This is a genomic window from [Zimmermannella] alba NBRC 15616 (genome assembly GCF_001570905.1).
Lineage (GTDB): Bacteria > Actinomycetota > Actinomycetes > Actinomycetales > Microbacteriaceae > Pseudoclavibacter > Pseudoclavibacter albus.
This window is the reverse complement of the sequence record NZ_BCSO01000017.1, coordinates 1-12,861: the sequence shown is the minus strand read 5'-3', so window position 1 is coordinate 12,861 and position 12,861 is coordinate 1. Positions and strand designations below refer to the sequence as shown.

At 63.3% G+C, this 12,861-nt stretch carries 11 protein-coding genes; 5 read left to right on the top strand and 6 right to left on the bottom strand.

Annotated features, from left to right (window positions below):
• Positions 1-31: 31 nt before the first annotated feature.
• On the top strand, positions 32-535 hold the full coding sequence (locus ZAL01S_RS09255) for a GNAT family N-acetyltransferase (protein WP_066082501.1): 504 nt from the start codon (positions 32-34) through the stop codon (positions 533-535).
• 134 nt (positions 536-669) lie between these two features.
• Here the strand turns inward: ZAL01S_RS09255 and ZAL01S_RS09250 are convergent, their stop codons facing one another.
• Both ZAL01S_RS09250 and ZAL01S_RS09245 read right to left on the bottom strand, forming a co-directional pair.
• Positions 670-1,410, bottom strand: coding sequence for an amino acid ABC transporter ATP-binding protein (locus tag ZAL01S_RS09250; RefSeq protein WP_066082523.1), 741 nt, complete (start codon positions 1,408-1,410; stop codon positions 670-672).
• Between the two features lie 86 nt (positions 1,411-1,496).
• On the bottom strand, positions 1,497-3,785 hold the full coding sequence (locus ZAL01S_RS09245; RefSeq protein WP_244875383.1) for an ABC transporter substrate-binding protein/permease: 2,289 nt from the start codon (positions 3,783-3,785) through the stop codon (positions 1,497-1,499).
• 308 nt (positions 3,786-4,093) lie between these two features.
• Here ZAL01S_RS09245 and ZAL01S_RS09240 point away from each other — a divergent pair, with 308 nt between their 5' ends.
• Positions 4,094-4,354, top strand: a complete 261-nt coding sequence (locus tag ZAL01S_RS09240; protein ID WP_066082499.1) for a hypothetical protein — start codon at positions 4,094-4,096, stop codon at positions 4,352-4,354.
• 283 nt (positions 4,355-4,637) lie between these two features.
• Entirely contained in the window at positions 4,638-5,762 is a 1,125-nt protein-coding gene (locus tag ZAL01S_RS09235; RefSeq protein WP_083523243.1) for a DUF4349 domain-containing protein, read from the top strand.
• 281 nt (positions 5,763-6,043) lie between these two features.
• Here ZAL01S_RS09235 and nrdF read toward each other — a convergent pair whose 3' ends face one another.
• The 4 genes from nrdF to nrdH all read right to left on the bottom strand — a co-directional run bounded on the left by nrdF (position 6,044) and on the right by nrdH (position 9,989).
• The gene (nrdF, locus tag ZAL01S_RS09230; protein ID WP_083523242.1) at positions 6,044-7,084 is read right to left on the bottom strand and encodes a class 1b ribonucleoside-diphosphate reductase subunit beta; all 1,041 of its coding nucleotides are present in this window, start codon (positions 7,082-7,084) and stop codon (positions 6,044-6,046) included.
• Positions 7,085-7,185: 101 nt separating this feature from the next.
• Positions 7,186-9,285, bottom strand: coding sequence for a class 1b ribonucleoside-diphosphate reductase subunit alpha (nrdE, locus tag ZAL01S_RS09225; protein ID WP_066082495.1), 2,100 nt, complete (start codon positions 9,283-9,285; stop codon positions 7,186-7,188).
• 26 nt (positions 9,286-9,311) lie between these two features.
• A complete protein-coding gene (nrdI, locus tag ZAL01S_RS09220; RefSeq protein WP_083523241.1) occupies positions 9,312-9,734 on the bottom strand; it encodes a class Ib ribonucleoside-diphosphate reductase assembly flavoprotein NrdI in 423 nt (140 codons plus the stop codon).
• A 21-nt stretch (positions 9,735-9,755) separates the two neighbouring features.
• Entirely contained in the window at positions 9,756-9,989 is a 234-nt protein-coding gene (gene nrdH, locus ZAL01S_RS09215) for a glutaredoxin-like protein NrdH (protein WP_066082491.1), read from the bottom strand.
• Between the two features lie 467 nt (positions 9,990-10,456).
• On the opposite strand from nrdH, the gene ZAL01S_RS09210 reads away from it, so the two are divergent.
• Together ZAL01S_RS09210 and ZAL01S_RS09205 are read left to right on the top strand one after the other, a co-directional pair.
• Complete coding sequence (locus tag ZAL01S_RS09210) at positions 10,457-11,665, top strand: MFS transporter (RefSeq protein ID WP_066082489.1); 1,209 nt, start codon at positions 10,457-10,459, stop codon at positions 11,663-11,665.
• Positions 11,666-11,811: 146 nt separating this feature from the next.
• On the top strand, positions 11,812-12,813 hold the full coding sequence (locus tag ZAL01S_RS09205) for a PRC-barrel domain-containing protein (protein WP_066082487.1): 1,002 nt from the start codon (positions 11,812-11,814) through the stop codon (positions 12,811-12,813).
• Positions 12,814-12,861 lie beyond the last annotated feature (48 nt).

Here is a 12,861-nt window from a genome sequence, read left to right as displayed (position 1 = left end):
CGCCCTCTGTTGTGCCGGTTACGCTCTCGGAGTGAGCTACACGACGACCTTTGCCGCAATCGAGTGGGATGACGAGCGGGCCGCCCGCATCCGGGATGCCTTTGATGCCGAAATGGCCGAGCGCTACAGCGACGGCCCTCCCCCGGGTCCGGAGCTGGCGAAGCTCCTCGATGAGGTGTTCCACACCGATCCCGCGGATGCCGTCTTTGTGGCGCTCGCCCTCGATGGTGAGAGTGGCGAAGCGGTCGGCCACGGCGCACTCTTCCGTCGTCCTGAGGCGGGGACGCTCGAGCTTCGCCGGGTGACCGTGCTGCCGGAGCACCGCCGCCGCGGGCACTCGAAGCGCCTGCTTACACACCTAGAGTCGGCAGCCCGAGATCTTGGCGCTTCGCGCCTTATTCTCGACACCGGCCCGAAGCAGCAGGACGCGATCGCGCTGTACCGCGCTGTTGGCTACCGCGAGACTGCACCGTTCCCGCCCTACGACCGCCTCGCCCCCGGCGAAGCTTTCTGCTTCGAGGTCCCGCTCGGCTAAGGAGCCGAGGTGTTCGAGTGCCGCCGAAGGCGGTGTATCGAGAGCACCGGCGCAAGCACATTTGCACGCTGTGGGGCCTATCCCCTCGTATATGACGGGATAGGCCCCACAGCGTGCATTTTTGACGCAGTCTCCTAGAGCACCCTCGAGAGGAAGTCCTTCGTGCGCTGATGCTGCGGGTTGTCGAAGAGATCACCAGGCTTGCCCTCTTCAACCACAACCCCGTCCGCCATGAAGACGACGCGGTCGCCAACCTCGCGCGCGAAGCCCATCTCGTGCGTGACGAGGACCATCGTCATGCCGGCTGCCGCGAGGTCACGGATAACCTGCAGCACTTCACCGACCATCTCCGGGTCGAGCGCGGAGGTCGCCTCATCGAAGAGCATGACCTCGGGGTCCATCGCGAGCGCACGGGCGATCGCCACGCGCTGCTTCTGACCACCCGAGAGCTGTGCGGGACGCGCATCCGCCTTCTCTTCCATCCCAACTCGGCGAAGCAACTCCAGCCCGCGCTCGCGCGCAGCAGCCGTCGTCATCTTCTTGAGTTCGACGGGCGCGAGCATGACGTTCTCGAGCACCGTCTTGTGCGGGAAGAGGTTGAAGTGTTGGAACACCATCCCGATCCGCTGGCGGATCTTGTCGAGGTCAGTGTCCTTCGCGGTGATGTCCACGCCGTCCACGAGCACGCGTCCGCTCGTGGGGTCTTCGAGGCGGTTGAGGCAACGAAGCAGGGTCGACTTTCCCGAACCTGAGGGCCCGATGACGGCGATCACTTCGCCGTTGCCAACTTCGAGGTCGATGCCCTTGAGTACTTCGTTCTTGCCGAAGTACTTGTGCAGCTCCTGCACCTGGATGCGCTTGCCACCGTTCGGCAGCTCAATGCGCTCGGTGAAGGGCGTGCGGTGCTCTGCCGGGGCAGCTTCGGCGCTCGTTGCGCCGGTCGTCACGTTCTCGTTCTCGTTCACTTGTTGAGCTTCCGATCTGCGTAGTTGGAGAGCGCGGTGAGCAGCCAGATCACCACGAAGTAGACAGCGGCGACGAGGATCCAGATCTCAAAGGAACGGAACGTCGACGCGATGATGACGCGGCCCTGGTAGGTGAGTTCGGCGAGGCCGAGCACCGAGAGGAGGGACGTGTCCTTGAGCGTGATGATGAACTGGTTGATGAGGGACGGCGTCATAATCTTGAAGGCCTGCGGGAGCACCACCTTCTGCATCGACTTGCCCCAGCCAAGGCCGAGCGAACGGGATGCTTCCATCTGGCCCGGATCCACCGACTGGATGCCGGAGCGCACCGTTTCGGTGATGTACGCACCCGAGTTGAGGCTCAGCGTGAGCACACCCGCGGTGAGCGCATCGAACTGCACGCCGGTGACCGCGGGCAGACCGAAGTAGAAGAAGAACGCCTGCACGAGCACCGGTGTGCCGCGGAAGATGTCGACGTAGATCGTCGCGAGGATGCGCAGGATGCGGCTCTTCGAGATCTTCAAGAAGCCGAAGAAGATACCGAGCAGCATGCCGAACACGAGCGAGAGTGCGGTCGCAATGAGCGTGTAGAGCAGGCCCTGCAGGAGCATCGGCATGGCCGCCGCGACGAGGCCGAAGAAGCTGTTGTCGGTCTTGTCTTCCGCCTTGAGGTATCGGTCGAGGATGAGGTCGTAGACGCCCGTGTCCTTCGCCGCCGCGAGGCCGTCGTTGAACATCTTGAGGAGTTCCGCGTTCTCGCCCTTGTTCACGGCGAAGCCGAGCTCGCCGCCCTTCTCCGGGTCGGTGACGGTCTTGAGTTCGAGGCCCTCCTTGATGCCGTACTGCAGCACGGGCGCGTCCTCGAAGGCTGCGACGGCGCCACCCGCGGTGACGTCGTTGTACATGTCGGCGGAGTCGGCGAACTGGTGAATCTCGAAGCCGTACTGGTCCTTGATCGATTCAGCAAAACGCGCACCTTCGGTGCCGGTCTTCACGGCGACAGCCTTGCCTGCGAGGTCCTCGTACCCGGTGATGTCCTCGTTCTTGGCGCTCACTGCCATCTGGACACCGGCTTCGAAGTACGGGTCGGAGAAGTCGAACACCTTCTTGCGTTCGTCGGTGATCGACATCCCCGCGATGATGCCGTCCGCTTGGCCGGACTGCACGGCCTGGAGCGCGGCATCGAAGCCGAGGGGCTTCACTTCCACTTCGAAGCCCTGGTTCGCAGCGATCGCCTGCAGGAGGTCCATGTCGATGCCGACGTTCTTGCCATCCTGCTGGAACTCGAACGGCGCGAACGTCGTGTCGGTGGCGATGACGAACGTGCCCTTGTCCTTCGGAGTGTCCACCGGGAACATCGGGTTTTCGGGCAGCGTGCCCGGGCCGTTGTCGACGATCTGCTGGTTCGCGAGCATGATCGAGCCGTGGCCGATCTTCGCGGCTTCCGGTGCCTGATCGCCGAGGTATTCCTTGAGGATCTTGTCGTACTCGCCGGAGGCGGTGACGTTCTTGAGGCCCTCGTTGATTGCAGCCAGGAGTGCGTCGTTCTGGCCCTTGTTGACGGCGATGCCGTACGAGGATCCACGCTCCTGCGGGGTGACGATGTCGACCTGAACCTGCCCGGTCTGCTTCGCGTAGGCGATGATCGGGTAGTCGTCGAAGATCGCGGCGGAGTTGCCGGTGGAGAGGTCGTTGTAGACGTCCGCGGTGTCCTGGAAGCCACGCACCTCGAATCCGTACTGCTTCGAGAGTTCGGTCGCGAAGTCGAAGGACTCGGTGCCCGACTTCACGGCGACGACCTTGCCCTTGAGGTCCTTGTACGTCTTTACTTCGGGGTTCGCGGACGAGACCGCCATCTGCACACCCGAGTCGAAGTACGGGTTCGAGAAGTCGAAGGTCTTCTTGCGCTCATCCGTGATGGACATACCGGCGATGACCATGTCGGCCTGGTTTGCTTGCACGGCTTGGAGCGCGCCATCGAAGCCGATCGGCTGGATTTGGATGTTGAAGCCCTGGTCCTTCGCGATGGCACGGATGAGGTCCATGTCGATGCCGCGAAGCTCGCCGCCCTTGTCGAACTCGAAGGGGGCCCAGGTGGTGTCGGTGGCGACGGTGAAGGTTTGGCCTTGCACGCTTTGCGTGTGCTGGGCGGGGCTTGCGTTGGCGGGTGGGGATGCGAGAAGGCCGCCCGAGACGAGGGCGATGAGCGCGCAGGCGAGCAGCGCAAGCCAGCGTCGGGGGCCTGTCGCGGCGTGCGCCATTGCACGCCAGCTGAACTGGTGCATTGATCTCTCCATTGAGATTGCAGGGTGTCTGGAGTCTTGATCGTAGCCAATTTCCGGGCGGATGCCGCCGCGACCGGCACATTCATGCTGGAGGCTGACGTGAGCCTCGTTCGCGACCGCAGATCTCGCCTGTGCAGGTGTACAAGACCCACGGGCTCATCAACAGTTTCACTTTGTACATGATTTCCCCCAGAACTATTCACTCTGACGCGGTTTCAGTGAATGCACGTAACAGGCTGGTGGAATTTCGTTTACCGAGCTATGATGTTGTTACATCAACAAAGGTTCTCGACCCGTAAGGAGTGATCATGTCCAACGTTCGTCCGCGTTTCGCTTCCCGGTTGGCCGCTCTTGTTGCGGGTGGTGCTCTTGCGGTGGCGCTTTCGCCGCTCGCAGTCGCTCCTGTGCAGGCTGCTGAACTCGACGCTGCTGGCGGCGACGCCGAGCACGAGGTGAGCGCCTCGGTTGCAGGTGCCAAGGCGCCGAGCGAGGGCATCCTCGCGGCTGGCTTCGCAATCCTCACCGTTGCTGGCACCACGCTCGTGGCCCAGCGCTCGCGCGCGCAGTAACACGCAGCTTCCCGCCCGTTCGGCGGTTTCAGCGGCCCTGCATCCTGGTGCGGGGCCGCTGTCGTATGGTGGGCAGGTGATGTCGTTGCTGCGGCGTTCTGCAGCGAGACGGCCCGCGGCGCTGCGAAATGTTCCGGGAATCAGCCGCCAGTGCCAGGCTCCTCTCCCCCGAGTTGGCGCGTCAAGCTGCCTGAGGCCGACTTTTCACCGAGCTTCCTGAGGAAGCTGTATCAACTTGGCCCAGCGGGCGCTCGTGGTGCAGTGGGTGGCCGACGATAGTGGCATGACTGCCTCTTCCCGAGCGCCTCGATTTCGGCGCCTTGCCGCTGTTGTGCTTCTCGCGTGCGCCTCGACGCTCACGCTCTCCTCGTGCATGACTTCTCACGGGGATGCTTCGTATCAGCCGTCCGCTCAGCAGGACACGTCCGTGGCGGGTTCGTCGAACTCGGGCAGCGGTTCCGCGTCGTCCGGGAGCGGTTCGAGCACCTCGGGCAGCAACGCGACCGTTCTGGACCGGCAGATGGTGACGACGGGGTCGGTGTCGATCACGGTCGAGCACATCGACGAGGCGCGCGCCCAGGTGGAGTCGGCTGCGACGTCGGCTGGCGGTTACGTCCAGGCCCGGGATGAGTCGGCTGGTGAGGACGGTGGCTCGAGCTCCTACTCGTCGATCACGATCCGTGTTCCCGCAGACAAGTACGACGCGACGCTCGAGTCGATCCGCGGCATTGGGCAGGTGACGAGCGTCGAAACCCAGGCGGAGGACGTCACGCTCGAGGTGGCGGACACTGAGGCTCGTGTGAAGACGCTCGAGTCGTCGATTGCATCGCTGCGCACGATGATGGAGCAGGCGAAGACGGTCGACGAGATGCTCGCGGTCGAGAAGGAGATTTCGACCCGTCAGGAGGAACTTGATGGTTTGAAGGCGCAGCTTCAGACGCTCAAGGATGACGTCGCGATGTCGACGCTCAAGGTGCGCTTGTCTGGCCCGGATGCTGAGGTGGAAGAGCCTGGCCCGCAGTCGTTCTTTGACGGTGTCGCGGAGGGATGGAATGACTTCGTCCGCAACATCGGCTACTTCCTCGCGGCGCTCGGCTACATGCTGCCGCTGCTCGTGGTGCTGGCGGTGCTTGGCGTCGCGCTCTGGTTCATCATCCGCCGCGCAGTGCGGAACTCGAAGGCGCGCGCTGCCGCGAATCCGGTGCAAGCTGCACGTCAACCGATGCCCGGCCAGATGCCACAGCAGGCAGTTCGCCCGAACGGCATCGTGATCCCCGCCGCACAGCAGCCCCGCGGCCCGCAGTCAGCGTCGCAGCAGCCGAGTCAGCGGCCCGCAGCGCACACCAAGCCGCAGTCCAACGAAACGCCCAGCACCGGCGACGCCCCACCCAGTGAGCTGAACAAGTAGCCGGGCAGCAGCATATCGAGATCACCGCCACGCCTGAACGACGCCCAGAACACGGTGTTTGCCATCGAAACGGACGTTTGCCACCGGTTCTTCGGTGGCAAACGTCCGAAACGGTGGCAGATACCAGAAGCCGGTGGTCCCGATACATCGAAGCTTCGCCCGGCACCGCCGGATCGAGTACGGGCCGCAGGCCCGTGAATCGAGATTTCGACTACCTCAACACAGCGCAGGGCCCCGCTGAGCGAGAACTCAGCGGGGCCCTGCGATGTGCGTGGAGCGGGTTAGAAGTCCCAGTCCTCGTCTTCCGTGTTGACGGCCTTGCCGATGACGTAGGAGGAGCCCGAGCCCGAGAAGAAGTCGTGGTTCTCGTCGGCGTTCGGCGAGAGCGACGAGAGAATCGCCGGGTTCACGTCGGTGACCGAGGCCGGGAACATGGCCTCGTAGCCGAGGTTCATGAGGGCCTTGTTGGCGTTGTAGTGGAGGAACTTCTTGACGTCCTCCGAGAGGCCCACAGGGTCGTAGAGGTCGTGCGTGTACTGGACCTCGTTCTCGTAGAGCTCGAAGAGTAGCTCGAAGGTGTAGTCCTTGAGCTCCTGACGCTTCGCCTCGTCGAGCTGCTCGAGACCACGCTGGTACTTGTAGCCGATGTAGTAGCCGTGCACGGCCTCGTCACGGATGATGAGGCGGATGAGGTCGGCCGTGTTGGTGAGCTTTGCGTGGCTCGACCAGTACATCGGGAGGTAGAAGCCCGAGTAGAACAGGAATGACTCAAGCAGCGTCGACGCGACCTTGCGCTTGAGCGGCTCGTCACCGTGGTAGTAGTCCATGATGATCTTCGCCTTGCGCTGGAGGTTCTCGTTCTCCGTCGACCAGCGGAACGCCTCATCAATCTGCGGGGTGTTCGAGAGGGTCGAGAAGATCGACGAGTAGCTCTTGGCGTGCACCGACTCCATGAACGCGATGTTCGTGAGGACAGCTTCCTCGTGCGGGGTCATGGCGTCCGGGATGAGCGAGACTGCACCGACCGTGCCCTGGATCGTGTCGAGGAGCGTGAGGCCCGTGAACACGCGCATCGTGAGGGTCTGCTCGTCCGGGGTGAGCGTGTTCCACGACTGGACGTCGTTCGACAGCGGCACCTTCTCGGGCAGCCAGAAGTTGTTCACGAGGCGGTTCCACACCTCGACGTCCTTGTCGTCCTGGATGCGGTTCCAGTTGATGGCCTGGACGGCGTCGATGAGGTGGTGATCCTTCTTCGACTGCACGGCCTGCTGGGCGCGCTCCTCGGAGACAGGCTCGTGCTCGGGCTGGAGTTCGGCGTTCATGACGAGACCCTTTCGGATGTGGCGGGTGAGGTCGGCTGGATGCGTGCCCGGCAGCGCCGAGCGGTCGTGACAGTCAGGTTAGCGAGTCGAGGTGACCGGCCTTAGAGCATGCAGGAGACGCAGCCCTCGACCTCGGTGCCCTCGAGCGCGAGCTGGCGAAGACGGATGTAGTAGATCGTTTTGATGCCCTTCTTCCATGCGTAGATCTGCGCACGGTTGATGTCGCGAGTGGTCGCGGTGTCCTTGAAGAAGAGCGTCAGCGAGAGGCCCTGGTCGACGTGCTGCGTGGCGGCAGCGTAGGTGTCGATGATCTTCTCGTAGCCGATCTCGTAGGCGTCCTGGAAGTACTCGAGGTTGTCGTTCGTGAGGTACGGCGCCGGGTAGTAGACGCGACCGATCTTGCCTTCCTTGCGGATCTCGATCTTCGAGGCGATCGGGTGGATCGACGAGGTCGAGTGGTTGATGTACGAGATCGAACCCGTCGGCGGGACCGCCTGCAGGTTGCGGTTGTACATGCCGTGCTCGGCGACCTGTGCCTTGAGCTCACGCCAGTCGTCCTGCGTGGGGATCTCGATGCCGTCGAAGAGTTCGCGCACACGCTCGGTGGCGGGCGCCCACTCCTGCTCGGTGTACTTATCGAAGAACTCGCCCGTGGCGTACTTCGACCTCTCGAAGCCCGCGAAGCGCTGGCCGCGCTCGCGCGCGATCGACATGGAGGCGCGGATGCAGTGGAAGAGCACCGTGTAGAAGTAGATGTTCGTGAAGTCGATTGCTTCTTCGGAGCCGTAGAAGATGCGCTCACGGCCGAGGTAGCCGTGGAGGTTCATCTGGCCGAGGCCGATCGCGTGCGATTCGCTATTGCCCTTGGCGATCGAGGGGACCGAGGAGATGTTCGACATGTCGCTCACTGCGGTGAGGCCGCGAATGGCGGTCTCGATGGTCTGGCCGAAGTTCGGCGAGTCCATCGTCTGCGCGATGTTGAGCGAGCCGAGGTTGCAGGAGATGTCCTTACCAGTCTCGGCGTAGGAGAGGTCTGCGTTGTAGGTGGTCGGGGTGTTGACCTGCAGGATCTCCGAGCAAAGGTTCGACATGTTGATGCGGCCCTCGATCGGGTTGGCCCGGTTCACCGTGTCCTCGAACATGATGTACGGGTAGCCGGACTCGAACTGGATCTCGGCGAGGGTCTGGAAGAACTGGCGTGCGTTGATCTTCGACTTCTTGATGCGTGCGTCGTCAACCATCTCTTCGTACTTCTCGGTGATCGAGATATCGCCAAAGGGCACGCCGTACACGCGCTCGACGTCGTAGGGCGAGAAGAGGTACATGTCTTCGTCGCGCTTGGCGAGCTCGAAGGTGATGTCGGGGACGACGACACCGAGCGAGAGCGTCTTGATGCGGATCTTCTCGTCGGCGTTCTCACGCTTCGTATCGAGGAAGCGCATGATGTCGGGGTGGTGCGCCGAGAGGTAGACGGCACCGGCGCCCTGACGTGCACCGAGCTGGTTGGCGTAGGAGAAGCTGTCCTCGAGGAGCTTCATGACCGGGATGATGCCCGAGGACTGGTTCTGGATCTGCTTGATCGGGGCGCCCGACTCACGGATGTTCGTAAGCGAGAACGCCACGCCACCGCCGCGCTTCGAGAGCTGCAGGGCCGAGTTGATCGAGCGACCGATCGACTCCATGTTGTCTTCGATGCGCAGGAGGAAGCAGGACACGAGCTCGCCGCGCTGCTTCTTACCGGTGTTGAGGAAGGTGGGAGTGGCCGGCTGGAAGCGGCCGGAGATCATCTCGTCCACGAGTGCGGTGGCGAGCTGCTCGTCGCCGCGAGCAAGACCGAGGGCGACCATGAGGACGCGGTCTTCGAAACGCTCGAGGTAACGCTTGCCGTCGAAGGTCTTGAGCGCGTACGAGGTGTAGAACTTGAAGGCGCCGAGGAAGGTCGGGAAGCGGAACTTCGCCTTGAAGGCGCGGTCGCGGAGGTTGCGGATGAACTCGAAGTCGTACTGCTCAATGACCTCGCGCTCGTAGTAGTCGTTCTCAAGCAGGTATTCGATGCGCTCTTCGAGGTCGTGGAAGAAGACCGTGTTCTGGTTGACGTGCTGCAGGAAGTACTCGCGGGCGGCTTCGCGGTCCTTCTCGAACTGAATCTTGCCCTCTGCGTCGTAGAGGTTGAGCATCGCGTTGAGGGCGTGGTAGTCCATGCCCGAGCTTGCGCCCTGCGTCGTGGTTACGGGTGCGGCGCTGTCTGCAGCTGGCTGTGCCAAAACGAGTCCAATCCTTGGTTCACGGCGTCAACGTCTTCGGGCGTGCCGAAGAGTTCAAATCGGTAGAGCATGGGCACGCGACACTTGGCCGCGATGATGTCACCGGCGAGGCCGTAGGCCTCACCGAAGTTGGTGTTCCCCCCGGCGATCACACCCCGAATGAGGGCACGGTTCGAGGGGTTGTTGAGGAAGCGGATGACCTGCTTGGGAACAGCCCCACGGCCGTTGCCCCCGCCATAGGTGGGGACGACGAGCACGTAGGGCTCTTCAGCAAGGAGTTCGTCGTCCCTTGCGAACAGCGGGATTGCCTGGGCTTCTCGTCCGAGCTTCTCAATGAAGCGTCGTGTGTTGCCCGACACACTCGAAAAGTAGATGAGACGCGCCACGCGAATCCTGCCCTTCGAACGCTATGCGACGCGCGATGCGAGCGAGCTGATCTTGTCGGGGCGGAAGCCCGACCAGTGGTCGTCTTCGGTGACGACGACAGGAGCCTGCATGTAGCCGAGGTCCTTCACCGCAGCAAGCGCCTTCTCGTCGACCGAGACGTCGAACACCTCGTACTCGATGCCCTGCTTGTCGAGCGCACGGTAGGTGGCGGTGCACTGAACGCAGGACGGCTTGCTGTAGACGGCGATGGCCATGGGATAACTCCAACTCTCAAGGCAGGGGGGACGAGGGATTCCGGCGGGCGATGTGACGATGTCGAACAGGATCTCGAGCGCAGAGGCGATCCGTGAGGCCGCCGCGGATGAACCACAACATCTTGTGCTCATCGAAGGTAGCACCACAACATGCGGACTTACAAGCATGTAATTTTCCACATGTTCCTCCACAGAAATGACGAGTTTCCACCCATAAACGGTGTGTTCTCCACAGCTTCTCCACCGAGTTGTGCTCAGCCCTTGTGGACAAGTGAGCGCTCTCGGCAAGGCGACGGAAGCGTGAACTTCCGCTGCCATCAGAGGTTTCCTGTTTCGCCACGCCGACAGTGTCGGGGAGACCACCGACATTCGATTTTTTGACCTTCTCCACACCCCTGGACCACGGCCGTCTGGAGGCAAACGAAGTTCTCGTCCTGCGAACGCCTGCCACAGCTACGATGAGCCGGATGAAGTCGTATTTCGAGGTGCTCCGCCAACCAGGCGTCGGACGGCTGGTCGCGTCGCAGCTGTGCGCACGCTTCCCCGCCGGCATGCTCTCGCTTGCGATCCTCATGCATATCGAACAGAGCTACGGCAACTACTCGGCGGCGGGACTCATCATGGCCGCAATGGGCGTGGGCCAGGCGATCTCCGGCCCGCTCTCGAGCCGCCTCATGGCTCGCTTCGGCATGCGTCTGGTGGTCGGCGTCACGATCCTTTCGTGTTCGCTAGGCCTGGCCGGGCTCGCGCTCTTCACCGACATCCTCTGGGTCTCGGCAGTTCTCGCGGCGCTCATCGGCCTCGCGATGCCGCCGATCACCCCGGCCGTGCGCACGATTTACCCGAAGGTCGTGCCCGCAAGCTTCCTCTCGAAGCTCTTCTCGGTGGATGCGACGTTGCAGGAGCTCATTTGGGTCATCGGCCCGCTCGTGGCAACGACGACCGCGTTCCTCGGCTCCACGATGTGGGGCGTGCTGCTGTGCTCGATCATCATGTTCCTCGGTGGCGCCTGGTTCTGGACGGCCCCCGAGGTCGGGCTCGTGCGTATCCCTCGCTCGAAGTACCCGCTCGGCGCGGTGCTTGCGAACCCGGTCGTGCTCATCATGACGATCCTGGGCCTGTTCATGACGGGCGTGTTCGCGGGAATCGAGACGGCCGTCGTCGCCACCTTCGGCCACGACCGCGCCGAAACCGGCATCATCATCGGCCTCAGCGCCGTCGGCTCGATCGTCGGTGGCTTCGCCTTTGGCCACCGGCCGGTCACGCCCTTCGCGCTCGTCATGCGCTGCGTACCGTTCATCATCGGCGCAGCCATGTGTTGCCTCTGGCACGAAACATGGTGGCTTGCCGTCGCCTTCATCCTCACGGGCGTCGGTTGCGCACCGCTCATCTCGGGCAGTTTTGCCGCAGTGTCGAGTTCGGTGCGCTTCAGCCAGACCGCTGAGTCGTACGGATGGATGGGCACGGGCCAGCTCGTTGGCGGCGCCGCCTCGAGCGCCATCGCTGGCGTCGCAATCGACGCGATTGGCCCGCAGGGCGGCTATCTCACGGGCCTCGGTTTCGCGATTGCATCGCTCCTGCTCATCCTCGTGACGTGGGGCTTCATCCCGGATCTTCGTGGCCGCGACGCGACCCCGCATCCTGACACCGAGCCGATCGGCATTATCGTCTCCTAGCGAGCACTGCACTCGCGGCAGCACCACCACGGACGCATCCCCCATGTCCACCGCTTACCCCATCCGGGTTTCCCCAAGACAACCCTCACTAGAGTGCTCGATGAACCATCTCCCAACACCGGGGTCCTGATCCCCTGGAGGACACCATGAACGAGTCGAACGACGAGCGCGACGTCCACGACGTTGACGCCGCGGCGAACACGCTCCCGGGCGAGCAGGCGGCTGCACACGAGGCTGAGCTTGACGACACCGCCCAGCTGGCAGAGCCCATCGTGATCGAAGACGATGCCACCGCGGCAGAGGGCACCGACAACGCCGACTCGACCGATGTCTCCAACGAGATCCCTGGGGAACGCGCCGACGACGGCACGATCTACGACTCGGATGACATCCCTGAAGCTGCCGAGACCGGCCAGGACGTCAGCGACGACGACCTCATCCCGAGCGCACCGACCCCCGTTGTTGACGAAGCGGCCCCCGAGGACGACCCGGAGGCACGCCTGCGTGAAGAGCGCCTCACGCGCCTGTTTGAGTCGGCGGTGTACGGTCCGGGCGACGAGCGCGCGGGCAAGGTTGGCCAGGTCTACATTGACGACCAGAGCCAGGAGCCGAACTGGGTCACGGTGAAGATGGGCCTGTTTGGCACCAAGGAATACTTCCTTCCCCTCGACGAGGCCGTCCTCGACGGCAAGCGCCTCATCGTCCCTTACTCGAAGGAGACGATCACGAGCGCGCCGAGCACGGAGATTGACCAGAACCTCAGCCCGGCCGAGGAAGACGTGCTCTACAACTACTACGAGGTGCCCGGCCGGATGACGAATCCTGCCGAGGTCCAGGGCGACGCCACGCCAGATGAGACTGACACGGAGGACACCGCCAACAGCGTCGAGGAGGCAGAAGCTGTCGAGGCTCCCAACGCCGAAGCGAAGACCGAGGTGCCGAGCGTGCACGACCCGGTCGACGCGAGCGGCCTCTTCGCCGACGACGAAGACCTCGAGGACAAAGACAACGCGGCTTCCAAGGTCCCCGAACAGGAGCACGACGCCGAAGCGGGAGCCGAGGACGCCGAGAAGGATGCGGACGCCAAGCCTGCAATCGACTCGGACGTCGTCGACCTCAACGCCTTCCGCCGCCCAAGCGAGGCGTAACAACCACAAGAACGGCGGGCCGGAGCGATCATGTGATCGTTCCGGCCC

Excerpts from the sequence above, each read along its gene's own strand:
- ZAL01S_RS09245 (WP_244875383.1), bottom strand. The coding sequence starts at position 3,785 with ATGCACCAGTTCAGCTGGCGTGCAATGGCGCACGCCGCGACAGGCCCC.
- ZAL01S_RS09240 (WP_066082499.1), top strand. The coding sequence starts at position 4,094 with ATGTCCAACGTTCGTCCGCGTTTCGCTTCCCGGTTGGCCGCTCTTGTT.
- ZAL01S_RS09235 (WP_083523243.1), top strand. The coding sequence starts at position 4,638 with ATGACTGCCTCTTCCCGAGCGCCTCGATTTCGGCGCCTTGCCGCTGTT.
- nrdF (WP_083523242.1), bottom strand. The coding sequence starts at position 7,084 with ATGAACGCCGAACTCCAGCCCGAGCACGAGCCTGTCTCCGAGGAGCGC.
- nrdE (WP_066082495.1), bottom strand. The coding sequence starts at position 9,285 with ATGGACTACCACGCCCTCAACGCGATGCTCAACCTCTACGACGCAGAG.
- nrdH (WP_066082491.1), bottom strand. The coding sequence starts at position 9,989 with ATGGCCATCGCCGTCTACAGCAAGCCGTCCTGCGTTCAGTGCACCGCC.
- ZAL01S_RS09210 (WP_066082489.1), top strand. The coding sequence starts at position 10,457 with ATGAAGTCGTATTTCGAGGTGCTCCGCCAACCAGGCGTCGGACGGCTG.
- ZAL01S_RS09205 (WP_066082487.1), top strand. The coding sequence starts at position 11,812 with ATGAACGAGTCGAACGACGAGCGCGACGTCCACGACGTTGACGCCGCG.